Here is a 22353-nt window from a genome sequence, read left to right on the forward strand (position 1 = left end):
GAGGGGAATGATGGTGAAATAAGTGTATTTCATGAATTTTCACCAGTTCGTTTTCATTTCACTCCAAAAAGGGGTATAATACCATTGGATTGTTAAGAGCCTGAGTACAGGCCATAGATAAACAAGGAGTGAATTTACAATGAGTAAAACAGTACCTGTGGGCGTATCTGCCCGTCACATTCATGTATCCCAAGAGCACGTTGAAATTTTGTTTGGCAAAGGTTATGAACTGACTGAATTTAAACCTCTGTCCCAACCTGGCCAATACGCTGCTAACGAAACTGTAGCGGTAATTGGTTCGAAAGGACAGTTTGATAAAGTGCGCATCCTTGGACCTGTTCGCCCTGAAACGCAACTGGAGATCTCCATGACAGATTCATTTGCGATTGGTGTTAAAGCACCTGTACGTGAATCTGGAAGCATTGAAGGTACACCAGGAATCACAATTAAAGGTCCTGCTGGCGAAGTAACGATTGATAAAGGTGTTATCGTTGCTGCTCGTCACATTCACTTCCATACTTCTGATGCTGCTAAATGGGGTATTGAGGACAAACAAATGTTGAAAGTTCGTCTGGGTGGAGATCGCGGTCTTGTACTGGAAAATGTACTGGCTCGTGTATCCGATTCTTTCGCACTGGACATGCATATTGATACAGATGAAGCTAACGCTGCTGGCGCTCGTAATGGGGACACTGCTGAAATCATCGATTAATGACATGTATAGCTTCAGCCCCCAATTTTGGCGGTCTGAATAACATATAAACCTGAGCACAGCCAACAGGGGCCGGTTAATTCCAGCCCTGACGGCAAGGCTCAGGTTTTTGTGTTTTCTGAGTGCTCTTCTGAGCATGGCATGTTTCGGATTAGACGAAGGGAGATGCGCTTTGGATGTGGAACTACAGCCCAATTCATGCTATAATTTGCTGTAATGCTCTTTTAATGTTCCAAGCAAGTAATTCACGTGGAACAGGGATGAATGAACGATTTTTTATTAATAGAGGCTGTAAGGAGTGACCGAAGGAAATGGCTAAAGACTCAAAAAAGGATTACTCCCAATATTTTGATTTCTCCGATGCCAAAGTAATTTCGCAAGATGAATTCAGCAAAAAGATAAGAATCCGGGGCCGTGAGATTAACATCAAATCGGAACCCAATCATCGTCAGGAGAAACAGCGGGGCAAGGAAGACGTCCAGGTGCTTTACGAAAATGCCGTTCCCGATGAACTGAAAAACATAGGGAAAGGCAAACATTATATTGTATATACGTATGGATGTCAGATGAACGAGCATGACTCGGAGACCATCAAAGGACTTCTAGAGTCTATGGGATATCAGGCTACAGAGGATCGCAAAGAGGCTGATATTATTCTGCTCAACACATGTGCCATACGAGAAAATGCGGAAGATAAAGTATTTGGTGAGCTTGGTCACCTGAAAACGCTAAAACTCGAACGTCCGGGATTGTTACTTGGTGTATGCGGGTGTATGTCCCAAGAAGAAGGCGTCGTCAACCGAATCATGCAGAAGCATGGCTTTGTGGATATGATCTTTGGTACACATAATGTGCATCGACTGCCACATCTAATCCAGGAAGCGCTGTTCAGCAAAGAAATGGTTGTTGAGGTATGGTCCAAGGAAGGCGACATTATTGAGAACCTGCCGAAGAAACGTGAGGGTATGCGCGGCTGGGTGAACATTATGTATGGCTGCGACAAATTCTGTACATATTGCATCGTTCCGTTCACGCGGGGCAAAGAACGCAGTCGTCGTCCGGAAGATGTCATTGCCGAAGTACGTGATTTGGCACGACAAGGCTTTAAGGAGATCACGCTTCTTGGTCAAAATGTGAATGCGTACGGCAAGGATTTCACCGACCTGAACTACAGTTTTGGTGACTTGATGGATGCCATTCGCCTAATTGATATTCCGCGAGTACGGTTTACAACCAGTCACCCACGTGACTTTGATGACCGCTTGATTGAAGTACTGGCCAAGGGCGGAAATTTGGTAGAGCACATTCATCTACCGGTGCAATCTGGCAGTTCGGAAGTACTCAAACGTATGAGCCGCAAGTATAACCGGGAACACTATCTGAAACTGGCTGACAAAATTAAAAAGGCCATCCCGGATGTTGTGTTGACAACGGATATTATTGTTGGTTTTCCAGGGGAAACGGAAGAACAGTTTGAAGATACACTTTCCCTTGTCCGTGAAGTAGGGTATGATTTTGCCTATACCTTTATTTATTCCCCGCGTGAAGGTACACCGGCTGCAGTGATGGAAGATAACGTACCGATGGAAGTGAAGAAGGAACGTTTGAAGCGCTTGAACGAAACGATCAACGAATACAGCCACCGAAGCAATGAAGAGCAACGCGGCAAAATCGTTGAAGTGCTCGTTGAAGGCGAGAGCAAACGGAATTCCGAAGTTCTGGCAGGACGTACGCGCAGCAACAAGCTGGTGCATTTTGAAGGACCTAAAGATTTGATCGGTACTTTCGTACAAGTGGAAATCACCGATCCGATGACTTTTTATATTCGGGGCAACCTGCTCTCAGAGCCGGTAGCTGCCAATCAGTAATACACACACACAAATAAGATGAGAATTTTGGGGTTCAATATCAGGTTCGGACATTTGCGCAAGTAGCGGAGGGGACGGAATCGGTCTGTAGAAGCGAAGCGTTCGCCTTTGTCTCCGGATTTTAACCTTAAACAATTGTAATCAGAAAAATCCGGAGACAACAGCGATCAAAAGAACGATCCGTTCCCGCAGCGGTCATGGAGCAGACGTTTGAACTCATTTGAGCCCAGGTTCTCATCTTATATCATCTCATAGAATGGAGCGATTTCAGTGGCGCAGGAAGAAGTGCAGTACAACCATTATGGAATGCCAACCTACGATACGCGCAATCTGGTCATACGCGACGACATTATGGGAAAAGCCAAAGAATTGGCTGATATGCTCGGAACGAGTGAGGAAGTTAGACAGTTTCAACAGGCTGAAACCAAAATTCGGGATCATGAGCGCATCCAGCAGTTGATTGCAACGATTAAGAAAAAACAAAAAGAGATTGTTGCTTTTGAAAGCTTCAAAAATGTGGAGATGGTCAGCAAAATTGAACAGGAAATTGAAGATCTGCAAAGCGAACTGGACAGTATTCCATTGGTTACGGAATTCCAGCAGAGTCAGAGCGACATCAACTACTTGCTTCAACTCGTGATTTCGGTAATCCGGGATACAGTTTCCGAAAAAGTAAACGTGGAGGCTGGAACGGATTCACCTCCGACCAGTTGCGGTTAAATGACGGAAGGGTGCGGACGCTGTCCGCGCCTTTTTTGACATTGCATAACTGTTAACGTGGAGTGGCTATCGCCAAGTACTCGGAATATAATTCCAAGCAAAGCTCCACGCTGTGGGGTTATTTTGTGTGGCGTAGCTGATTTTTAATGATAAAGGCACATGACATCAAGAGAGCTTGATACGTACAGTAAATAAAGGAGAAATGAATAATGAGTATTTTGGACAAAATGGTGGAAGACGGAGACGGACGATTCTGGGGATTTCTCGGCTGTCGTTATATTAAAGGAGACGGCAAAGAAGTACAGATCGCGTTGACAGCAGGCGAACATCATACCAACTCCATGGGGATTATACATGGGGGTGTACTGACTTCACTGATGGACCAAGCGATGGGGATGGTTGCAACAGCAGCAATGGAAGTAGATGGCTGTGTGACAACGAATCTGAACGTACATTTTCTCGCACCGATGAGACAAGGGGAATTAACGGTGACGGCTACGGTACTACATCAGGCTGGACGCAGTGTTACGACTCAATCGGAGGTTCGTGATGCATCGGGCACGTTGGGATGTATGGCTACGGCGACATTCCGCATAGCACGCCCGAGAACGTAACGCACGAATCCTACGGTTGACAAAAGATATTATTGTGTCATAATGAAATTATCAAAATGAAAATAGTCGGTGGTGCCCATGAGCGAAAACTACGAACACTTCAATGCAGAGAGCGACGAACAAGCAGCACGTGCTTATAGTTCCCAAAAATATCGTACCCCCGATGGTGTTCCTGCGGATATCGTTATGTTCACCTTGACCAAGCGGGAACGCAAGACAGTGACCAAGACACTTCCCATTCGGGAACTGAAAGTGATGCTGATCAAGCGCAAAGGCTGGCCTTTTGCAGGTAGATGGGCATTACCCGGTGGTTTTTGTCAGGAGAATGAATCCATCTACGGAGCAGCAAAGCGTGAGCTGATGGAAGAGACAGGTGTAGACGGTGGACATCTGGAGTACTTGAATGTATACAGTCAGCCGGGTCGTGACCCGAGGGGCTGGATTATTTCTCACGCATTTTTCGCGCTTGTGGAAGAATGGATGCTGGATCAACGCCAAGCAGCAGATGATGCCGAAGATGTTGGATTGTTCACCATTCAGGAGGCGCTGCAAGAATTGGAACTGGCCTTTGATCACAGAACAATCATCGAAGATGCTTATCGACGTATTCAACAGCAGATGCTGGAAACGACGATTGCTCGTCAGTTCCTGCCACGTGATTTTACATTAAGTGAATTATATCAGGTTATTCAAAGTGTTGTACCGGATTTTGAAGAACCAAACTTCATTCGCAAGATTACGTCTACCCGCAGTCGTAAAGGCATTGTGGAAGAGGTACGGGATGAAGAGGGGAACTTGGTGAGTTCCAACCAGTACTCGCAGCGTCCGGCGCAGCTATATCGTTTTACAGAACTCGTACCACGACTTTCCATCTATACGTAATAAGGCGTAGGTGCGTCAATTGGATTGAATCAGAATCAACCATTTCTGGGATAAGGGAGTGTTGACGATGAAAGCACTGATTGTCATTGATTTTACGAAGGATTTTGTGACAGGTTCTTTGCCTGTAGGTCAGCCGGCAGTAGAGATCGAAGAGACGATTGCAGCTGTAACCGAGGCCTATTGTAAGAACAAACATGAGGTAATCATGGCTGTGGATCTGCACGAAGAAAATGATCCGTACCACCCGGAGACTGTACTTTTCCCACCTCATAACATCAGAAATACGGAGGGAAGACAGTTATATGGACGTCTTGCCCAAGTGATGGAAGAACGAAAAACTGATATTCGGTGGATGGATAAGACGAGATATAGTGCATTCTGTGGGACCGATCTGGAACTCAGACTGCGTGCACGTGGTATTACGGATATTGCACTGATTGGGGTATGTACGGATATTTGTATATTGCATACCGCAGTGGATGCTTACAATAAAGGTTTTCATATTACGGTATATGAAGATGCTGTTGCCAGCTTTAATCCGGCAGGACATGAATGGGCGCTAGGACATTTTCGTTCCAGCCTGGGTGCTTCGGTGGTTAAGGCGAGTGAGACAGTCCTTGCGTAATTTAATCGATAATCCTGTTGGGTTGACCTCCCTGTTAGGAACCGGATGAATGTGGTGAATGGTGTATAGAGTTTTGTTACGGGAGACTTGTTTGTTTAATACGGATGAACAGAATCATGAAGAATAAGTCTCCATATGTTAACCCGTGTCCACAGATGAAACCTGGGGGCACGAGCGGAAGTCAGAGAGGATGAGACAAATGCAGACAACTAGCCTGGCTTTACATACGGATAAATATCAGATCAATATGATGTACGCCCATTGGGTGAATGGTACTCACAAGCGGAAGGCGGTATTTGAAGCCTATTTCCGTAAGCTTCCTTTTGGCAACGGATATGCGGTATTTGCCGGATTAGAACGGATTGTGAACTACATCAGCCAGCTTCGGTTTACGATGGACGACATCAAATTTTTATCCAAACAAGAGGAAAATTACGATCCGGTCTTTCTGGAAGAGTTGCTCCAGTTTTCATTTCAGGGGACGATTCATTCCATGAAGGAGGGCGCAATTGTTTTCCCTGACGAACCGCTCATTCGGGTAGAAGGCTCCATTATGGAGACACAATTGGTGGAGACGGCGATACTTAACTTCATGAATTATCAGACGTTGATTGCAACCAAGGCTTCGCGGATCAAACAGGTGGCACAACAGGATACGTTGCTCGAATTCGGTACACGGCGTGCACAGGAAGCGGATGCTGCCATCTGGGGCGCACGAGCTTCGTATGTAGCAGGCTTCCATGCAACGTCCAACATGCTGGCCGGAGAGCGCTTCGGAATCCCAACAGCAGGTACACACGCCCATTCCTGGGTACAGAGCTTTATGAGTGAACAGGAGGCGTTTGACGTGTATGCCAAAGTGTTGCCTGATCAGGTTACATTATTGGTTGATACCTTTGACACGTTGAACAGTGGAGTACCTCACGCCATCAAGACAGCCAAGAAGTTGGAGAGCCAAGGCAAAAAGATGAATGCTATTCGTCTGGACAGCGGTGACCTTGCGTACTTGTCGATTCAGGCGCGTCAGATGCTGGATGAGGCTGGGCTGGATTATGTGAAAATTGTAGCATCCAATGATTTGGATGAAAATACGATTTTCAACCTGAAAGCTCAAGGAGCACGGATAGATACATGGGGTGTTGGTACACAGTTGATTACGGCTTCTGACCAGCCATCTTTGGGTGGAGTGTACAAATTGGTGGAGCGTGAAGTGGACGGTGCCATGCTGCCTACGATCAAAATATCTGCCAATCCTGAAAAGGTGTCCACTCCAGGTAAAAAGGAAGTGTTCCGGATCATTGATCCGAAACATGGCAAAGCGATTGCAGATTATATCTGCTATCCAGATGAAGAGCAGCCGCTACAGGGCGGACCGCTCAAGCTGTTCAACCCGCTACACCCTTACCTGAAAAAGACGGTTACCCGCTACGAAGCGGTCAATATGCTGGAGCCAATCTTTGTGAATGGACGCAAAGTGTATGAACTGCCTAATCTGGATGAGATTCGGGCGTACCACCGGGAACAGATGAACCTCTTCTGGCCGGAATACCAACGGAAACTGAACCCGGAGATCTACCGTGTGAACATCAGCCCTGCGGCATGGAATATGAAGCAGAAGCTCATTGCGGAACATGTGAAATCCACAGAGGAATGATCTACACATAAGAATTACAAAGAGGCATAACCAGTGAGGGATACTGGCTTATGCCTTTTTGATGCCTATAAAATGTATACGTTCTTAGCGGATTTGAACGATTCAATGATCGCAAGCAAAATTTCCCGCTATACGCGTTCTGTCTTCTGTGAAAGTACGTCGATAGTTGATAGACTTTATTCTTATATGATCCCGATGAGATGGACCAGGGATGTAAGAAATCTCATGGACAGACTGCCCAGGTAGCAGGCTATACTGGAATTTGTCTTGTTCAGTTCGAGAGGTTGTTCAAAAATAGACTTTTGAACATGTATTTACAGGGGGAACAGCAGTTATTATTTCTCGGGAAAGCGCAGGAGACGCCAAATTCTGCAACTATTGATTCAATCCTGCAGCTGCAGGGGATGAAAGTAAGAGGAGGTGCAGACATGAGATGGATACTAGGACTGGTCTGGATCGCTTTTATTGCCTATGCATTGTTGTTGGCACCGGGGCAGTCACCTGGAAGTGATCCGATTTTCAAAGAACTGATTACCATGCAAAGCAAAGAACCTTGGTTACTTACGGTATTTTCGTGGTTAGGTATTTTCCCGGCAGTTTATACTTGTATGCTGTTAAGAACATCTGTGAAAGAACGAGGTGGCCGTGTACCGGCTTGGCCTTTTGTTATACTTTCTTTCGGACTTGGTGCTTTTGCCCTGCTTCCCTATTATGCATGGTCATCGTCCGCAAATAGAGCTTCGGGTTACGCAAGCTTGCACTTTGGTCGTCAGCGGGAGTCGGAAATTGGACGGGTAGCAGCTCATAAGTTGACGCATGTAGTCCTTCTGCTGTTGACGCTGGGTACGGCATTCTATGCCGTGACGCAAGGTCATCCGGATGAATATATGGACGCGTTCAAGCAATCTGCCTTTGTACATATCATGACGATTGATTTTGTACTGCTGACCTTGCTTTCCGTGATTGCGATATACAGGGATGCCAAAGGCAGTCGACGTTCACCAGCTTGGGCCGCGGCAGGCATCATCCCTATTGTGGGTCCGCTAATCTATCTGTTGACGCTCAGGAGAGACAGAGCTTGATCATCAACATCTGAAGAATCCAGAAGTAAAAGGTAGCCGTTAAGCCTGAATACGAACAATTCATGTGCTTAATGGAAAAATATATAAAATCCAAATAAGGAGTGGCTATTGATGAAAAACCATTTTAACGCATATGTTGTCCGTAAAGAAGAACAGGGAGGAGTGAAAGCTGCTATAGAGCAACTGAAGAAGGAAGATCTGCCAAATGGAGATGTAACGGTACAGGTGCAATATTCCAGTGTCAATTATAAAGACGGACTCGCGACTCTTGAGAAGGGTGGTGTCGTTCGTGAATACCCCATGGTACCTGGAATCGATCTGGCAGGAACGGTAGAGGAATCGGTCAGTGGACGTTTTGCACCGGGAGATCGGGTGATCAGTACAGGGTTTGAACCAGGGGTATCCCATTATGGGGGTTACAGTGAGTATGCTCGTCTGCGCAGTGAATGGCTGGTGCCTCTGCCACCGGGTCTCAGTGAGAAAGAAGCCATGGCAATTGGAACCGCAGGATTTACGGCTGCACTTTCGGTAGATGCGCTGTTACAGGCTGGAATGACACCGGCGATGGGCAAGGTTCTGGTTACGGGTGCAACGGGTGGCGTTGGCAGTATGGCAGTTGCGATTCTGGCGAAACTTGGCTTTGAAGTAACAGCCAGCACAGGCAAGAAGGAGCGGGAGGAGCCTTTGCTTCTAAACTTGGGGGCCTCAGAGGTTATTACTCGTGAAGAAGCCGATGCTCCAGCTAAAGGAGCCATGGGTAAACAGCTATGGGCGGGAGTAATTGATCCAACAGGAGGCCCGGCTCTCGCGGAGCGATTGAAACAGATTCAATACGGAGGAGCGGTTGCGGTATCCGGGTTAACTGGAGGCGCAGCTTTTGAATCGACGGTACTTCCATTTATTTTGCGTGGTATCCAGCTTATTGGTATAGACTCTGTATATTGTCCGATGGAACGTCGGGAACGGGTATGGAAACTGCTCGGCGGAGAATGGAAACCGGAGCGCGCGCTGGAACTGGGAATCCGCGAAATTTCTCTGGACCAGTTGCCTCATACGCTTGAGACGATACTCCAAGGCGGTGCGGTAGGTCGGACTGTGGTCAATACAATATCAGATCTGCCATCCGCATAAGTTTCCAAGTCCTAAGACATGCTAATTCTACCTGATTGGGTCACAGTACATGTGACTGGAAAGGAAGGATTGGCATGTGTTTTGATAGAAAAGGACGAAGTCTGGTTCGAAGAACAATGAAGTCGATACTTGTAAGTGGTGTGTTGATCACAAGTGTCTGGTCCCTGGTGGCTTGTTCGGCATCATCCATTGAGCAGGAGCGGAAGGTCTACACCCGTGAAGCAACAGATGAAGGAAATGTGCGGGCACAGAGTCAGGGACACGGATTAAACGGTGAATTGGTGAGTGAGATCAGTAAGAGTTTTGAAGCAAAAGGCATTCAGCTGATGAATAATATGTCTGCCGATGACGGGCATGGTGGGATCTCTTATATGTATTTGTTGAATGGAAGTGGCAGACACATCGTGAAAGTCCATATTTTCAGTGATGCAGCTACCCGGGCGGCCAGCATGAAACAAATGTATAGTGAGAATCGTGATGAGGCTGTCTTGGAGAATGCGCTTGGCCGGACAACGATTCGCAGCAAAGGATACGTCTCACTTGTTTATACAGCTTCGGGTGGGGAAAAGGACAAGTATGAACAGGATGTTATGCAGGTGTTCCAACATGTGCTGGGGCAAATAAGGTAAGTTGAGCGAGATCCCCTTCGCACTTTATTATACAGCTGAAAATAAACCCGAAAAACCCGTCTGATCTTTCAGACGGGTTTATATATTTCACGCATCACATGCCGCAGCTCAGGCAAAATGAGTTTTTCCATGGCCAATTTGACAGCTCCTTTGGAGCCCGGCATGGAGAAGACGGCTGTGCGTCCAATCGTTCCGGCGACGGCTCTGCTCAGGATGGCAGCGGAACCGATATCCTCGGTGTAACTGAGAAAACGGAAGATCTCACCAAAGCCCGGAAGTTCCTTGTCGAGTAGCGAGGATACCGCTTCGTAGGTTGTATCTCGGGGTGCAATCCCTGTTCCCCCGCTGAGCAGCACGGCTTCGATATCATCACGAACAGCTGCATCTTGCAGGATGCTTCGAATGTTCTCCGTTTCATCTGGAGTGATGATGTATTCAACAATCTGATAACCCGCTTCACTCAGAAGCTGGTGCATGAGCTGGCCACTGGTATCGGTGTCTTTGGTGCGTGTGTCCGACACTGTAACAATCATGCACGATACCGTGGTCGGAGCTTCCTGGCGATGTTGTTCCACTGAATTAGTCATGAAACTTCCTCCTTCAATCAACATGTCCTCATAGCATAGACCATCCGTTAGAATCAGGCAATGTACTGGGGAAGAGTTGAACCTTATTGCACAACGAATGCGGGATGGTGTACACTCGCTAGATATAGATAGATCAGGTAACAAGAAGGACAATCAGAGAGGTGTATACGCATGAATGAAACGATTTTAAAAGAACAATCCATACCTGTATATATACTGTCAGGTTTTTTGGGGAGTGGCAAAACAACACTGCTTGTTCAGTTGATCGAACATTGGCAACAGCAGGGTTTGCGTCCCGCAGTGGTCATGAATGAGTTAGGCGAAGTCAATCTGGATGGTCAGATTGTGGATTCCACCGTTCCAATGACAGAGATGTTAGGTGGCTGCATCTGTTGTACCGTACGTGGTGACTTGGGATTGCAACTTGCTGATCTCGTTCAAGAGGAATCACCGGATGTGATCGTTATTGAAGCAACCGGTGCGGCAAATCCAATGGAGATTCTGGATGCGGTAACGGAAACCTCGCTCTACATGCGACTGGAACTGAAAAGTCTCATTACCGTTGTGGATGCGGCACATCTATCTGGTTTGTATCAGGAGCAGAAGGGGCAGACCTTTAAACTGATGCAGGAGCAGATTCGCTGTGCGTCTGTGCTTCTCTTGAACAAAACGGATCGGGTGAGCGCACAGGAACTGAAGGATCTGGAACAGCTTTTGGCAAAATGGAATGGCTTCGCACCTGTAATCCCTACAGTCAAATGTGAGGTGGAGATGGATCTGTTGCTTCGCAGTGGGGCAGACGTGCATGTACGTGATTCAGCTTCTGAAGCAGGTAAGCCAGCTCACCAAGAGCATCATGTGCATACGGAAACCTGTGGTACACATGGCTGCAATCATGGACATGAACATACTGATCATACAGTCCAAGGCGATGATACGAATACTGACGCATCCCATAGCCCTGTCCATGCCCACAGTCACGAGCATTCCGCTCCTCATGCATCACACGAACATGTCATGGTATATACGCATTATTTCAGTCAACCGGTGAACAGCGAGGCGTTTGAACAATTTTTATCCGCATTGCCACGTGATGTGTATCGAGCAAAAGGCATTTTATCGTTTAGTGACACGGCGAGTCGCTTCTGGTTCCAGTATGCCTACCGTGAATCGGACTACATGAAGATCACACCTCAGGGAGATGTCCCTAATGTTGCTGTGTTTATAGGTGAACATTTTGACCAAACTGTCATTCGTGACCAATTACTGGAATTGGAAGCGATAAAGTAGGTTAGATGATTCAATATTCCTCCGAACTGGGTATTAAGATGCATAGCAAACTTTGCCTGGGAGGTAACTTTAAATGACACAACAACAATATCAACAATGTATCGATGCTTGCCTGGAGTGCATGAATGCATGCAACGTATGTTACATATCGAGTCTGAAAGAATATGATCTGGCAATGTTGCGTGATTGCATTCGTTTGAATCGGGAATGTGCGGAGATCTGCAGTTTTGCTGCACAAGCGATGACACGTGGAAGTGATTTCATTGCTGAAATATGCGAATTGTGTGTGAAAGCTTGTGAAGCTTGCGCCGCAGAGTGTGGCAAACACCACCATGATCACTGCCAAGCATGTGCAGAGGCTTGCCGCAGATGTGCAGAAGCTTGCCGATTGATGGCAGCAGTAGCGTAAATATTATTTCACTGGAATATATAATTAAAACAGATAATGACCGTTGTCCCCTAAGGGAAGGCAGTGAACACAAGCATCTGAGACGATGTGCCTATGTGTTGCCTTTCAGTAGGGGATTTTTAATGCAGGTTGCCAAGTCTGATCGTGGTATGTATAATGATGGCAATGAATTGAAATGAAGAATATCAATGATCGGGAGAGTAGCCAGATCCATACATGACAGCGAGCCGGGAGAGGTGGAAGCCGGTATGACATGACCTGAGTGAACCGCACCCGTGAGATGGTTATCCGAAAAGATGTACGTATCCCAATTGGGGATAGGCCAGATCTGTCTGAGGGTAACCCGGCTTGCGACCGTTATACGCATCGAGCGGAACAGGTTCTACGGGTATGCATGTTGATGCATATGAAGAGCAGCCTGTTCACCTAGAGTGGTACCGCGGGAACTGTTAAGTCAGCTCTCGTCTCTTATGTAGAGACGAGAGCTTTTTTGTGTTTATTTTTAGCCACTAATGAATGGATAAGGAGTGTTAGACATGTTGATGAAGCAGGCTGCGGCCGATATTGCCCCTTTAACGGGATTGAATGAACAAGAGGTTATGAGATTATTGGAAGTTCCACCACAAGCGGAGATGGGTGATGCAGCATTCCCTTGTTTTGCATTGGCGAAGTCATTAAAAAAAGCACCGGCAGTCATTGCCACTGAGCTCGCAACGGGATTACAGGCATCTGGAATTGAAGCGACTCCCGCCGGGCCGTATGTAAATATCCGTTTCAATCGGGAGAAGCTCGCGCCGAATCTGCTGAAAGAACTGGGGAATGCGGCATTTGGTAAGCTTCAGCTTGGTCAAGGTTCGCGTGTTGTGATTGATATGTCTTCCCCTAACATCGCAAAACCCTTCGGAATCGGACATTTGCGTTCTACTGTAATCGGTGCAGCACTGTATCGGTTGTATAACGAAGCAGGTTATACCTCCGTAAGTGTGAATCATCTGGGAGACTGGGGAACCCAGTTTGGCAAGCAGATCGCAGCATACAAACGGTGGGGCAATGATGAAGCGCTGCAGGCAGACCCGATCCGTACTTCTCTGGAGCTGTACGTGCGCTTCCACGATGAGGCGGAGAACGATCCTTCACTGGAGATTGAGGCACGCGAGTGGTTCCGCAAGCTGGAGCAAGGAGATGATGAGGCACAGCGGTTATGGGCATTCTTTGTGGAAGTGAGCATGAAGGAATTCAACCGGATGTATGAACGTCTGAATGTACAGTTCGACCATACGCTGGGAGAGAGCTTTTACAATGACAAGATGGGCGCAGTGGTTGAAGAACTCAAGACAAAAGGTTTACTTGAAGAGAGTGACGGAGCACTCGTGGTACGCTTAGAGGATGAGAACATGCCCCCGTGTCTGATTATCAAAAAAGATGGAACAACGATCTATCCTACACGGGATTTGGCTACGGCGGTTTATCGTCATGAGGTGATGAAGGCAGATCGGTTGTTATACGTGGTCGGAGGCGAGCAGAAGTTACATTTCCGTCAGGTATTTGCGGTCCTATCCCGGATGGGTCATGAATGGTCTGCGAAGTGTGAACATATCCCGTTTGGCCTAATGCGTTTTGAGGGACGGAAAATGTCTACCCGCCGCGGTAAAGTTGTCTTTTTGCAGGAAGTGTTGGATGAGGCAGTTGCTCGTGCTTTGCAGATTATTCAGGAGAAAAACCCGAATCTGGAGAACCCTCAGAAGGTGGCTGAGGCTGTTGGTGTAGGTGCCATTGTCTTCGGTGATCTGCGGAATAATCGGTTAAACGATGTGGACTTCTCCCTGGAAGATGCCGTGAGTTTTGAAGGGGAGACCGGACCTTATGTGCAATACACCCATGCTCGGATTCAAAGTGTGCTTGCCAAGGCAGAAGAGGCGATCCGTATGGGAAATGAAAACCCATTGACTAAACCCAACCTTGCGGAAGGTGAGAATAACACAGAAACCACTTCATCCCTTATCGGAGATACCTCATGGGCATTGCTGAAACTGCTTGGTGATTATCCCGAGTATCTGGAAAAAGCAATTCATCGGAATGAGCCTTCGGTCATTGCCAAATATACAATAGATGTCGCTCAAGCGTTCAACCGCTTCTATCACGCCGAACGGATTGCGGATGCGTCATCTGATGTAAGATCCTTCCGGGTGGCATTGGCCAAACGGACTGCCGAACGACTCGCGTACAGTTTACATTTGCTAGGTGTGCAGGCCCCGGAACGGATGTGATCCCAATGACATGGAGTACACGTGGTATTTTCAAGAAGTCGGATCAAGCTACACCAGACTCATCAGTCCGAGGTATATTGCTTCAACAAGTGAGCAAGCGATTAGGTCATGCTCAGGTACTGAATCAAATTAATCTGGAAGTGAAACAGGGTGAATGTGCTGTGCTTGTTGGCAGAAACGGCTCGGGAAAAAGCACGTTGCTACGTATGTTGGCAGGTATTTTGTTACCCGATACAGGATCGATCCAGCGCACAATGAAGGGTTCTGATGGGTATGCAGTAGATGGCCTGCCACGTTTACCCTTTACATCTAGGGAGTACTTGTGGGACATGGGACGGATTCGGGGCATTCGCCCCGAAGAACTACGTGGGCGGATAAGAGAACTTAGTGAACTTTTATATCTGGATACCGCGATCGATCAGAAGTTACCCCTATTATCCAAGGGCACATTGCAAAAAGTGAATTTGATTCAGGCCCTGTTACCTGGACCGGGTGGTCTCTTGCTGTTGGATGAACCGTTGTCTGGCTTGGATATTCCAGCTCAAGAGGGCATTGTATCCTTATTGGGGCAATGGAAGGATGAAGGGACATCCATCGTTACAGCTTGTCATGAACCGTTGCTTATTGAACGTTTGGCAGACCAGGTGATTGTGTTGAAGAAAGGCCGCGTGCTCCGCTACTGGAGTCGTGAAGATATACTACAAGCTGGCGAACCCGCTGTACGTATTCAAAGTCTGACGAAAGCTGGAGAAGATCTGGCTAACGATCTATCGATTGTACAACAACCGGGAATACTGTCTTTGGTTCGTAATACAAGCTCGAAGAAATCCAATTCTTGGTTGTGGGATTGGAAAATAGTTCAACAATCAACAGATGATGTCCTCAAAAGAATTTTGGCATCCGGAGGTTCGGTTGTCTCTGTACAACAGGAGGAAAGTCAATTACATATGGAAAGTCTGCTGGAAGGACAACATCCAGCTGTACATGCGAGTCGTGGAGGTATCACGGAATCTGTGGACTTAAGCTCTTCCATGGATGATGCGGGGGGAGAAGTCGAATGATCTATCTAACCCGATATTTGTTAAGGCACCACATTCGCTCACAGAAATATTTTGCACCGGTTATCTTTTATATCATCTCCATGCTGCTAATTTATTCCTACAAACCCAACCCTATTGCCGACAGTTACAGCGTTACGGCTATGCTGTTATTTCTGGCAGCTGCTTGGCTCGGAGTAATGGTGATGAATACGGAATCTGCAAAGCAGGTTCAATTACTCGTCCTACATATAGGAAGCAGGCGTAAGGTTGTAATAAGTCAATTTATCTGTGCCTGGATCATGCTAATCATGCTCACCGCAATCACTGTGCTGTATCCCGTGTTCGCGGGAATGTTCGAGAGACAACTCACAGGTGAGGAGTGGATGATGACTTGGTTAGGACATCTGGGGTTATCACTGCTGGGATTAGGCATTAGTGTATTCTTTCAAAAATCGTACATTCCCTTGCTTAGTCGCAGTATGCCTGCCCTCATTATTGTATTATTACTATCGTTTATCCAAGGTTCCTTAAGCGAACGTTTGCCTGAATCGTTAGATTGGATCGGCCGTATTCTTCCACCAGCCTTTTATCTGGTTCGTGAGATGATGTTATTTGATGAATCCAAGATGAACTCTTTTGTTTCGGTTACGCTGTGGACTGTGATCTATGCATTAGCGTTACTAATCATCCATGTGTGGCTGTCCGGGAGAAGAGATCTGCGGGGTTAGAAGACGCGCTTCCCGATAACTTGAATGTTGCTCTTGGTTTGGTTAGGATAGAGGGACATGGAATGGATAGCATCGTACGGTTGAAGGAGGCGCTCGCATATGCAAAATACAGATATCCAGAATGGTGACATGCTGGACAGCGAACACTCCAGGGAATTGTTTGCCTATTACGGATTGGCCGTGTACTACGGGCAGGCGCTTGAACAGCAGCTGGTCAATCTGATTTTATTAATGAAAATGTCTCAGGGCAAGGCTGTGTCTGAAGAAGACCTGGAAGATCTGTACGAACGAAAGATGAGCAGTTCACTGGGGCAGCTCATTCACGAAGTACGTCATCATTTTACATTCTCTGAGGAAGAGACTCGCCAATTGAATGAATTATGGCAGCAACGTAACCGTATCGTACATCATTATTTCAAGGAACGAATTCACGAGACATTCAGTCCGGAAGGACGCTCACGCATGATTAAGGAATTGGAGGATTTCAAAGACCGTGCACAGGAGTTGGAGATCCGTCTTCAGCAATATACGGGTGCCTGGATTGCAGAGCTTGGTCTGGATGCCGAATCCGCAGCAGCTCTGCAAACGCTGGAGCGTATGCATACCGAGAGTATGCAGGCAAGGGCTTTGGAAGAGGATGAATGACAAGCAGACGGATAACAAAACGCTGGATATTAATTATAACTCTGGCTGTACTATTAGTCGGAATCCTATGGACTGTGGTTACCGCAGTACGTATATCTGCATTTACGGATGAGGATTCATCGAGGATATCGGATGCAGCAATCATTCTGGGTGCAGCCGTGGAGGGGGATAACCCTTCACCTGTATTTCGTGAACGCATCGAACACGGGATTGAATTATACCGTCAGGGTACAGTTCGTAATCTGCTTTTCACAGGTGGATCAAGTGGTGATGGAGAACATACAGAAGCTGAAGTTGGTCAAAAGTATGCTATCGCACATGGAGTAGATCCTGCGGACATTCGCATAGAGACCAAATCCAGAATTACCGAGGAGAATCTGTTCAATTCAATTCCAATTGGTGAACAGGCCGGTTATCACACCTATACGATTGTGAGTGATCCGCTGCATATGAAACGGGCCATGAAGCTGACTGCCGGGCTGGGTATGGATGCCGTACCATCTCCGACACGAACAACGGCGTATCGAACCTGGCGCAGCAAGTTTCCTTTTCTCGCAAGGGAGACTGTGATGTACATGGGATATACGATCAAGGGATGGATAGACAATCCGCAGCAGCCATGAGGTTGCACGCGGGTTGTTTTTTTGTCTGGACGAAATAACAGTAACCGAACATGCCTCCAGATGAAAATACGAAAAAAACGATCTACACCGCAAACCCTAAGGTAGCTGTGTAGATCGATTTTTGTTTTGCTGTTGAGTACATCATTTTTGGTTGGTTACTTAAAGAGCTTTCTGTTTTACACTGTTATGCATTGCCTCCGACAAAGGAGGTTGAGGTTGGAATGATCTCACCCGACGGATTCTCGCTGGTTGCACTCGCTGCTGCTTGCGCACCTTGCTGAAGCTGATACATCTTATAATAGCGGCCTTTAAGCTCCATCAGTTCATCATGTGCACCCTGCTCAACGATGCGCCCGCGATGCAGAACCAAAATCTGATCTGCTGAACGAATAGTGGAGAGACGGTGAGCAATGATGAAGGTGGTACGTCCTTTTTTGAGGACTTCAAGTGCATTCTGAATGAGTGCTTCCGTTTCCGTATCAATATTGGCAGTCGCTTCATCCAGAATGAGGATGGCCGGATCAAATGCGAGTGCACGAGCGAAGGAGATTAACTGACGCTGACCAGCGGACAATGTGCTTCCTTTTTCAATGACAGGTTCGTCAAAGCCTTGAGGCAAATGAGCCAGTATACGTTCGGCTCCTACATCACGCAGCGCCTGTTCAATTCGTTCACGGGAGATCTTCTCATCGCCAAGACTGACGTTGGAAGCAATGGTGCCTGTGAACAGATACGGGTCCTGTAATACAATCCCCATATGCTCGCGAATCCACTGTTTAGGCAGATCTTTGACGTTCTGACCGTCAATCGTGATCTTGCCTTTTTGCGGATCATAGAACCGGAATAGCAGGTTGATGATTGAGCTTTTACCCGAACCGGTGTGGCCGACCAGAGCGACTGTCTGACCTTGGGATGCTTTGAACGAGATATTGTTAAGCACGTAATCTTTTTTATAGGCAAAGGATACATCATCGAAGACAACATTCCCTTTGTATCTTGGCATGGAGCCATCGGTTACAGCTTCTCCCTTTTCATCCATCAGCTCAAAGACACGCCCAGCAGATACGAGGGAGGAGTCCAGGTTCGCGAGCTGATTCACCATGCCGGTAATTGGCTGGAACAAACGGCCCAGAACATCAACGAAGGCATACAGAACACCCAGGGAGATAATACTTGTGCCATCAAGCACACTGGAACCGAAGTACCACAGGACCACCGCAAAGGCGATATTCCGTAATACGTTAACCAGGTTGTGTGAGGTGAAGGCATTCAGGTTCAGCATTTTGTTCTGGTGTTTCATATAGTCATCATTCAGATCTTCGAATTCCTGTTTGGTTTGTTTCTGATGGCGGAATACGCGGATAATGGACATCCCCTGAATGGACTCGTTAATGATTGCATTGATCTCACTCAGTCGGGATCGAATGATCGTGTTGTAACGAGTGGCGAATTTGCGATAGAGCACAATCCATGTAATGAGCATCGGCACAACGAATAATGAGATTAGACCCAGGCGAACATCAAGCAGGAAGAGTGCGACATACACACCTGTAATCGTGATGATTCCTGAGAAAAAGTTCGAAAGAACGGCAACGAACAGATCCTTGACGGCTTCTGTATCGTTTGTGACCCGAGATACAACTTTACCTGCGGGCAGGTTATCAAAAAAGTGCACCGGCAGTCGCTGAATATGGGCATACACATCGTTACGCAGTCTTTGAATAACCTTGTTGGCCGAGGATTGCAGCCAGAAAGTTTTACCAAACTCCATAATGACCGAGATCACGAGGAAGATCATGTAATACACAATTAATTGATAGATGCTGGGCATCTCCGGTTTGTAAAAAGCAAACAGTTCACCAGCGGACAGGGGGGTTGCCGCATATTGGCCTGTTACCTCACCTGCGCGTGTAACCGTGAGGGTTCCATCCGTATATGTGCGGTCCCCGTCAGGTGCATTGACTGGTTCGTTTACAAAATAAAAACTTCTGCCGGCTTGTAATACCCGCACTTCGGAACCTTTGTTTTCATCCGGTTCGAACAAACCTTCGCGTTTGTAATTCTTACCGTTGTAAACTGCGGCTTCATCTGAAGCTGTCGTCTCATAGAAAGGCTGCTCAATCGCGAGCAAGTGATTGTCAATCATGGATTTGGCGATGAACGGCCCGGCAAGCTCGGCCGCAACACCAATAGTAAGCATAATTAATGCAGCGATAAATGTTCCTTTGGCTTTCAAGGCGTAATCAAGCAGCCTTTTGCCTGTATTAGACTTCAATGAATTGACCTCCTACGTGGACAGATTGGACTCGACCTGTTGCCGTTCATACTGTTCACGGTACCAGCCGTTCATGGCTAACAATTCCTGGTGAGTGCCTTCTTCCGTAATTTTCCCGTGCTCCAGTACGATGATTCGGTCAGCATGTTCAATAGCAGACAGGCGATGAGTCGAGATCAGCGTGGTTTTGCTCGAGCGTTTGTTGCGTATATTTTCAATAATTTTGGCTTCAGTACGTGCATCGACCGCAGATAAGGCATCATCAAGGATCAGGATATCAGGATTAGCAATAAAGGCACGCGCCAGCGAAACCCGCTGTTTCTGTCCGCCGGACAGAGAGATTCCTTTTTCACCAACGAGTGTATCCAGTCCATCGGACAAGGTTCCCAGATCCCCGTCAAAAGCGGCGGTACGAATGGCTTCCATGATGACTTCATCACTGGCCCCAGGTTTACCAAATTGAATGTTTTGACGAACTGATTTGGAGAACAGAACTTGTTCCTGTGGTACGTACCCGATCCAGCTGTGCAAGTCATCTTTGGCGATATCCTGAATCGGATGACCCGAGATGCTTAATGTGCCCGAACCGGCAGGGTATTCATGAAGCAGTTGTTTGAGCAAAGTAGACTTACCGCTACCCGTACGACCCACAACACCCAATGTTTGACCCCGTCGTAGCGAAAAGCTGATATGACTGAGATTGTCGACAGTTGAACTTGGGTAACGGAATGTAACATCCTGCATCGCAATTTCTTCCGGATTCGTAACGTGGGCAGGTTGCTCCACATCTTGTACGGCAGGTTCTACCGATAAAGTCTCGTTGACCCGATCAAGCGAAGCGCTACCACGTTGCATCAGGTTAATTAATTCGCCGATGGCAAACATGGGCCAGATCATCATCCCCAGGTACATGTTAAACGATACGAGATCCCCCAGGGTAATTTCATTATGAAATACAAGATATATGCCGTAGGCAAGTGCAATCACATAACTGAGTCCAACGAAGAGCCGGATGGTGGGTTCGAATAGGGCATCCATTCTGGCAACAGCCAGGTTTTTGCGATACACATCTTCGGTCACGTCGGCGAACCGTTTCTCGTCCAGACGTTCCTGCACATAAGCACGCACGACACGAATCCCGGCGATGGATTCCAGCACCTGGTCGTTCATATCTCCGAATGCATCCTGTGCCAGGGTGTAACGTTGATGTACAGCTTTACCATAGATCATCATGGCAATGGCGATAAAAGGTAATGGCAGGATTGCCGCCAAGGTCAGTTTCCAACTGACCAGGAAACCCATCGCGAACAATACGGTGGCCAGAAAGGCTGTAGAGTCTGTTAAGGTCAGCATGCCGAAGCCTGCTGTAGTAGCAATGGATCGAAGATCATTGGTGGCCCGAGCCATCAAATCTCCTGTTCTGTTTTTCTCAAAAAAGGGAGGAGTCATCCGTAACAAGTGGTCCATAAAGCGTGAACGAAGCAGCCGCTCCACCAGATTGGCACCACCAAACAGTTTGTGCATCCAAACGTATGTAACCAGATAGATAATGATGACCGTTCCCAGAATAAGCAAAATATAACGGGTAAGTGAGGTGCCGGTAATGGAACCGCGCACAATCTCGTCGATGGCATTACCAAGAAGACGAGGAGGCAGCAGTTCGGCAATGCCCACCAGAATAAGCAAGATGACACCGGTTAGGTATCGTTTGCGTTCCAGCCGGAAGAACCAGGCCAGGTTTTTAAGTACAGAGAACAAGTGTTATCCCTTCCTTTCGATGTCTGAGAAATGCAGATTCCGTTCATGTATGCCGAAATGTACCCACAAAAAAAGACATACCGCACGCAGGCGGTATGTCTTCATATCATCATACGGCAGCATGGCTCAGAGAACAGAGCCGCCACCATATATAAGTTCGATTGTGAGTAAACATTACAGAGATTTTAATGAAAGATCGCCTGTCATGCCGACTTATGAACGGAATAATGATTTCGGGTGTGCTCCGGTATTTAGTTGTGTGCTGAATTGACCAATCATATGTTTGTTAAACACCGTAATCACCCTTTCTTTTTTTGGAAATAAATACAATGTAGACCTCGTATGTTTGCATCTTAACACCGGTTTTTACAATCTGTCAAACATTTTTCACAATTTATTTTGTCTTTATGTGGTCACTCGGGTTTGTATTCAAGTCCCTGTAGAGATATGATGGAACATATATATACAGAAGGAGCTGACACCAAATGAGTACCATACATGTATCCGATCAAGCTGCTCGCTGGTACAAGGAAGAGCTGAATTTGAACGAGGGAGACAGCATTCGATTTTTTGCCCGTTATAGCTCTGGCGGAGGTCTTCACCCTGGATTTTCGCTAGGTATTGCTGTGGAGAAACCAAGACATCCTGCGGATCAAACCGAAGTATCGGGGATTCAATTCTTTATGGAAGATCACGATTATTGGTATCTGAAAGGGCACCAACTGCATGTGGATATCGTTGATGAAGGTCAGGATATCGAATATCGTTATACTGAAGTCTAAGCAATAGATGGATTACAGGTCGCCACCGGCTT

At 47.0% G+C, this 22353-nt stretch carries 21 protein-coding genes and 1 other annotated feature; of the genes, 18 read left to right on the forward strand and 3 right to left on the reverse strand.

What is annotated here, in order from left to right; all coding sequences use genetic code 11:
- Nucleotides 1-139: 139 nt before the first annotated feature.
- The 10 genes from pduL to MHB85_RS11610 all read left to right on the forward strand — a co-directional run bounded on the left by pduL (nucleotide 140) and on the right by MHB85_RS11610 (nucleotide 9917).
- A complete protein-coding gene (pduL, locus tag MHB85_RS11565; RefSeq protein WP_017689107.1) occupies nucleotides 140-712 on the forward strand; it encodes a phosphate propanoyltransferase in 573 nt (190 codons plus the stop codon).
- 311 nt (nucleotides 713-1023) lie between these two features.
- A complete protein-coding gene (gene miaB, locus MHB85_RS11570) occupies nucleotides 1024-2580 on the forward strand; it encodes a tRNA (N6-isopentenyl adenosine(37)-C2)-methylthiotransferase MiaB (protein ID WP_091017231.1) in 1557 nt (518 codons plus the stop codon).
- Nucleotides 2581-2886: 306 nt separating this feature from the next.
- A complete protein-coding gene (locus MHB85_RS11575) occupies nucleotides 2887-3300 on the forward strand; it encodes a RicAFT regulatory complex protein RicA family protein (protein ID WP_197997748.1) in 414 nt (137 codons plus the stop codon).
- A 209-nt stretch (nucleotides 3301-3509) separates the two neighbouring features.
- Nucleotides 3510-3914: a PaaI family thioesterase gene (locus MHB85_RS11580; protein ID WP_091017230.1), complete on the forward strand. Its 405-nt coding sequence runs from the start codon at nucleotides 3510-3512 to the stop codon at nucleotides 3912-3914.
- A gap of 78 nt (nucleotides 3915-3992) precedes the next feature.
- On the forward strand, nucleotides 3993-4796 hold the full coding sequence (locus tag MHB85_RS11585) for an NUDIX hydrolase (protein WP_036609248.1): 804 nt from the start codon (nucleotides 3993-3995) through the stop codon (nucleotides 4794-4796).
- Nucleotides 4797-4863: 67 nt separating this feature from the next.
- Nucleotides 4864-5421, forward strand: a complete 558-nt coding sequence (locus MHB85_RS11590; protein WP_091017228.1) for a cysteine hydrolase family protein — start codon at nucleotides 4864-4866, stop codon at nucleotides 5419-5421.
- 199 nt (nucleotides 5422-5620) lie between these two features.
- Nucleotides 5621-7075 (forward strand): nicotinate phosphoribosyltransferase, encoded by a 1455-nt coding sequence (locus MHB85_RS11595; RefSeq protein ID WP_091017227.1) that lies wholly within the window; start codon nucleotides 5621-5623, stop codon nucleotides 7073-7075.
- 428 nt (nucleotides 7076-7503) lie between these two features.
- Nucleotides 7504-8157 carry a hypothetical protein gene (locus MHB85_RS11600; RefSeq protein WP_192132298.1) on the forward strand — a complete coding sequence of 218 codons (654 nt, stop codon included), beginning with the start codon at nucleotides 7504-7506 and terminating at the stop codon, nucleotides 8155-8157.
- Nucleotides 8158-8268: 111 nt separating this feature from the next.
- Nucleotides 8269-9288: an oxidoreductase gene (locus tag MHB85_RS11605; protein WP_192132296.1), complete on the forward strand. Its 1020-nt coding sequence runs from the start codon at nucleotides 8269-8271 to the stop codon at nucleotides 9286-9288.
- Nucleotides 9289-9404: 116 nt separating this feature from the next.
- Nucleotides 9405-9917: a hypothetical protein gene (locus MHB85_RS11610; protein WP_192132294.1), complete on the forward strand. Its 513-nt coding sequence runs from the start codon at nucleotides 9405-9407 to the stop codon at nucleotides 9915-9917.
- Between the two features lie 68 nt (nucleotides 9918-9985).
- Here MHB85_RS11610 and MHB85_RS11615 read toward each other — a convergent pair whose 3' ends face one another.
- A complete protein-coding gene (locus tag MHB85_RS11615; protein ID WP_091017221.1) occupies nucleotides 9986-10504 on the reverse strand; it encodes a MogA/MoaB family molybdenum cofactor biosynthesis protein in 519 nt (172 codons plus the stop codon).
- Between the two features lie 171 nt (nucleotides 10505-10675).
- Here MHB85_RS11615 and MHB85_RS11620 point away from each other — a divergent pair, with 171 nt between their 5' ends.
- From MHB85_RS11620 to MHB85_RS11650, 7 genes are all read left to right on the forward strand, one after another.
- Nucleotides 10676-11794, forward strand: coding sequence for a CobW family GTP-binding protein (locus tag MHB85_RS11620; RefSeq protein WP_192132292.1), 1119 nt, complete (start codon nucleotides 10676-10678; stop codon nucleotides 11792-11794).
- 73 nt (nucleotides 11795-11867) lie between these two features.
- Nucleotides 11868-12203, forward strand: a complete 336-nt coding sequence (locus MHB85_RS11625; protein WP_036609230.1) for a four-helix bundle copper-binding protein — start codon at nucleotides 11868-11870, stop codon at nucleotides 12201-12203.
- 179 nt (nucleotides 12204-12382) lie between these two features.
- Nucleotides 12383-12675 (forward strand) — a binding site (T-box leader).
- Between the two features lie 64 nt (nucleotides 12676-12739).
- Entirely contained in the window at nucleotides 12740-14470 is a 1731-nt protein-coding gene (gene argS / locus MHB85_RS11630) for an arginine--tRNA ligase (RefSeq protein WP_091017218.1), read from the forward strand.
- Nucleotides 14471-14475: 5 nt separating this feature from the next.
- Entirely contained in the window at nucleotides 14476-15531 is a 1056-nt protein-coding gene (locus MHB85_RS11635; RefSeq protein WP_192132290.1) for an ATP-binding cassette domain-containing protein, read from the forward strand.
- Nucleotides 15528-16238: a hypothetical protein gene (locus MHB85_RS11640; protein WP_192132288.1), complete on the forward strand. Its 711-nt coding sequence runs from the start codon at nucleotides 15528-15530 to the stop codon at nucleotides 16236-16238. Before MHB85_RS11635 ends, MHB85_RS11640 begins: the two co-directional genes overlap by 4 nt.
- Before the next feature lie 99 nt (nucleotides 16239-16337).
- Nucleotides 16338-16883 (forward strand): hypothetical protein, encoded by a 546-nt coding sequence (locus MHB85_RS11645; protein ID WP_053061520.1) that lies wholly within the window; start codon nucleotides 16338-16340, stop codon nucleotides 16881-16883.
- On the forward strand, nucleotides 16880-17506 hold the full coding sequence (locus MHB85_RS11650; RefSeq protein WP_192132286.1) for a YdcF family protein: 627 nt from the start codon (nucleotides 16880-16882) through the stop codon (nucleotides 17504-17506). Before MHB85_RS11645 ends, MHB85_RS11650 begins: the two co-directional genes overlap by 4 nt.
- A 184-nt stretch (nucleotides 17507-17690) precedes the next feature.
- Here MHB85_RS11650 and MHB85_RS11655 read toward each other — a convergent pair whose 3' ends face one another.
- Complete coding sequence (locus MHB85_RS11655; protein WP_192132284.1) at nucleotides 17691-19781, reverse strand: ABC transporter ATP-binding protein; 2091 nt, start codon at nucleotides 19779-19781, stop codon at nucleotides 17691-17693.
- Nucleotides 19782-19793: 12 nt separating this feature from the next.
- Entirely contained in the window at nucleotides 19794-21539 is a 1746-nt protein-coding gene (locus tag MHB85_RS11660; protein WP_105598235.1) for an ABC transporter ATP-binding protein, read from the reverse strand.
- Between the two features lie 485 nt (nucleotides 21540-22024).
- Here MHB85_RS11660 and MHB85_RS11665 point away from each other — a divergent pair, with 485 nt between their 5' ends.
- The gene (locus MHB85_RS11665) at nucleotides 22025-22321 is read left to right on the forward strand and encodes a HesB/YadR/YfhF family protein (RefSeq protein ID WP_036609218.1); all 297 of its coding nucleotides are present in this window, start codon (nucleotides 22025-22027) and stop codon (nucleotides 22319-22321) included.
- The last annotated feature ends 32 nt before the right edge of the window (nucleotides 22322-22353 follow it).

It is taken from the genome of Paenibacillus sp. FSL K6-4396, from assembly GCF_038002525.1.
Lineage (GTDB): Bacteria > Bacillota > Bacilli > Paenibacillales > Paenibacillaceae > Paenibacillus > Paenibacillus amylolyticus_B.

Bases quoted from the DNA above. Each gene is read 5' to 3' on its own strand.
- MHB85_RS11590 (WP_091017228.1), top strand. From the start codon at position 4,864: ATGAAAGCACTGATTGTCATTGATTTTACGAAGGATTTTGTGACAGGT.
- MHB85_RS11625 (WP_036609230.1), top strand. From the start codon at position 11,868: ATGACACAACAACAATATCAACAATGTATCGATGCTTGCCTGGAGTGC.
- MHB85_RS11600 (WP_192132298.1), top strand. From the start codon at position 7,504: ATGAGATGGATACTAGGACTGGTCTGGATCGCTTTTATTGCCTATGCA.
- pduL (WP_017689107.1), top strand. From the start codon at position 140: ATGAGTAAAACAGTACCTGTGGGCGTATCTGCCCGTCACATTCATGTA.
- MHB85_RS11665 (WP_036609218.1), top strand. From the start codon at position 22,025: ATGAGTACCATACATGTATCCGATCAAGCTGCTCGCTGGTACAAGGAA.
- MHB85_RS11640 (WP_192132288.1), top strand. From the start codon at position 15,528: ATGATCTATCTAACCCGATATTTGTTAAGGCACCACATTCGCTCACAG.
- MHB85_RS11575 (WP_197997748.1), top strand. From the start codon at position 2,887: ATGCCAACCTACGATACGCGCAATCTGGTCATACGCGACGACATTATG.
- MHB85_RS11595 (WP_091017227.1), top strand. From the start codon at position 5,621: ATGCAGACAACTAGCCTGGCTTTACATACGGATAAATATCAGATCAAT.
- miaB (WP_091017231.1), top strand. From the start codon at position 1,024: ATGGCTAAAGACTCAAAAAAGGATTACTCCCAATATTTTGATTTCTCC.
- MHB85_RS11635 (WP_192132290.1), top strand. From the start codon at position 14,476: ATGACATGGAGTACACGTGGTATTTTCAAGAAGTCGGATCAAGCTACA.
- MHB85_RS11605 (WP_192132296.1), top strand. From the start codon at position 8,269: ATGAAAAACCATTTTAACGCATATGTTGTCCGTAAAGAAGAACAGGGA.
- MHB85_RS11580 (WP_091017230.1), top strand. From the start codon at position 3,510: ATGAGTATTTTGGACAAAATGGTGGAAGACGGAGACGGACGATTCTGG.
- MHB85_RS11615 (WP_091017221.1), bottom strand. From the start codon at position 10,504: ATGACTAATTCAGTGGAACAACATCGCCAGGAAGCTCCGACCACGGTA.
- MHB85_RS11610 (WP_192132294.1), top strand. From the start codon at position 9,405: ATGAAGTCGATACTTGTAAGTGGTGTGTTGATCACAAGTGTCTGGTCC.
- MHB85_RS11585 (WP_036609248.1), top strand. From the start codon at position 3,993: ATGAGCGAAAACTACGAACACTTCAATGCAGAGAGCGACGAACAAGCA.
- argS (WP_091017218.1), top strand. From the start codon at position 12,740: ATGTTGATGAAGCAGGCTGCGGCCGATATTGCCCCTTTAACGGGATTG.
- MHB85_RS11650 (WP_192132286.1), top strand. From the start codon at position 16,880: ATGACAAGCAGACGGATAACAAAACGCTGGATATTAATTATAACTCTG.
- MHB85_RS11620 (WP_192132292.1), top strand. From the start codon at position 10,676: ATGAATGAAACGATTTTAAAAGAACAATCCATACCTGTATATATACTG.
- MHB85_RS11645 (WP_053061520.1), top strand. From the start codon at position 16,338: ATGCAAAATACAGATATCCAGAATGGTGACATGCTGGACAGCGAACAC.